A 649-nucleotide genomic window follows, 5' to 3' on the forward strand; every position below is an offset into this window, starting at 1 on the left:
CCAGTCGCTTTTTGGCATGTTTCATTTTTTTGCTGAGTTTTCCTTCCCAGGAGAACTCTTTTGGTGTTCGAGTATACCCTCGCCCTCTGATGAAATTATAGCTTCTATTGAGCTGTCCATAGCTATGATTGATTGAATACTTGGATAATTTTCCTACAGCATTTAACGCTCTTTTAGAGGTGTTTACCTGGTACTTAAATTGACGAATATTTTGCCTAGCCTGAACCCAGTCTCCAAGAATCTCATTATCTCTGACTGTCTTCTCAACGTCGTGTCTCGCTTTCATTCGGGCACTTTGTTTTGCACGTTTCTTCAGGCGGTTAGGAATATAACTATCATCTGCCTTTTTAGCTCGTTTATAGAGCGTTGTGGCAATTTGTTTTTCCAACTTTGCTCGATCACGTTGTTGCTTAAAGAAAAGACCTCTAGCTGTTGCTTGAGGTCCTTTGTGTAATTTATAATCTTTGTTCGCTAAGCGATAATTCTTCTTAGCTTCTTTAAATGCAACTCTTGAGTCTAAACGTGCTTCTTTAGGAGCTTTTTTATTATTGAGGGATGTTCCTTCTTTGATTCTCCTCTTGCGCTCCTGTTTTAATTGTTTGGGATCACTTTCAAACAAAAGAAATCACCTCTCTTTCTATTTTTTAAC

Annotated in this window: 1 pseudogene; it reads right to left on the reverse strand. The window is 38.4% G+C overall.

The annotated features are described in order from the left end of the window. Nucleotides 1–619 (reverse strand): annotated as a pseudogene (locus CBI42_RS11070) (phage tail tip lysozyme); the annotation flags it as partial. Nucleotides 620–649 lie beyond the last annotated feature (30 nt).

It is taken from the genome of Streptococcus sp. KR, assembly GCF_002238115.1.
GTDB lineage: Bacteria > Bacillota > Bacilli > Lactobacillales > Streptococcaceae > Streptococcus.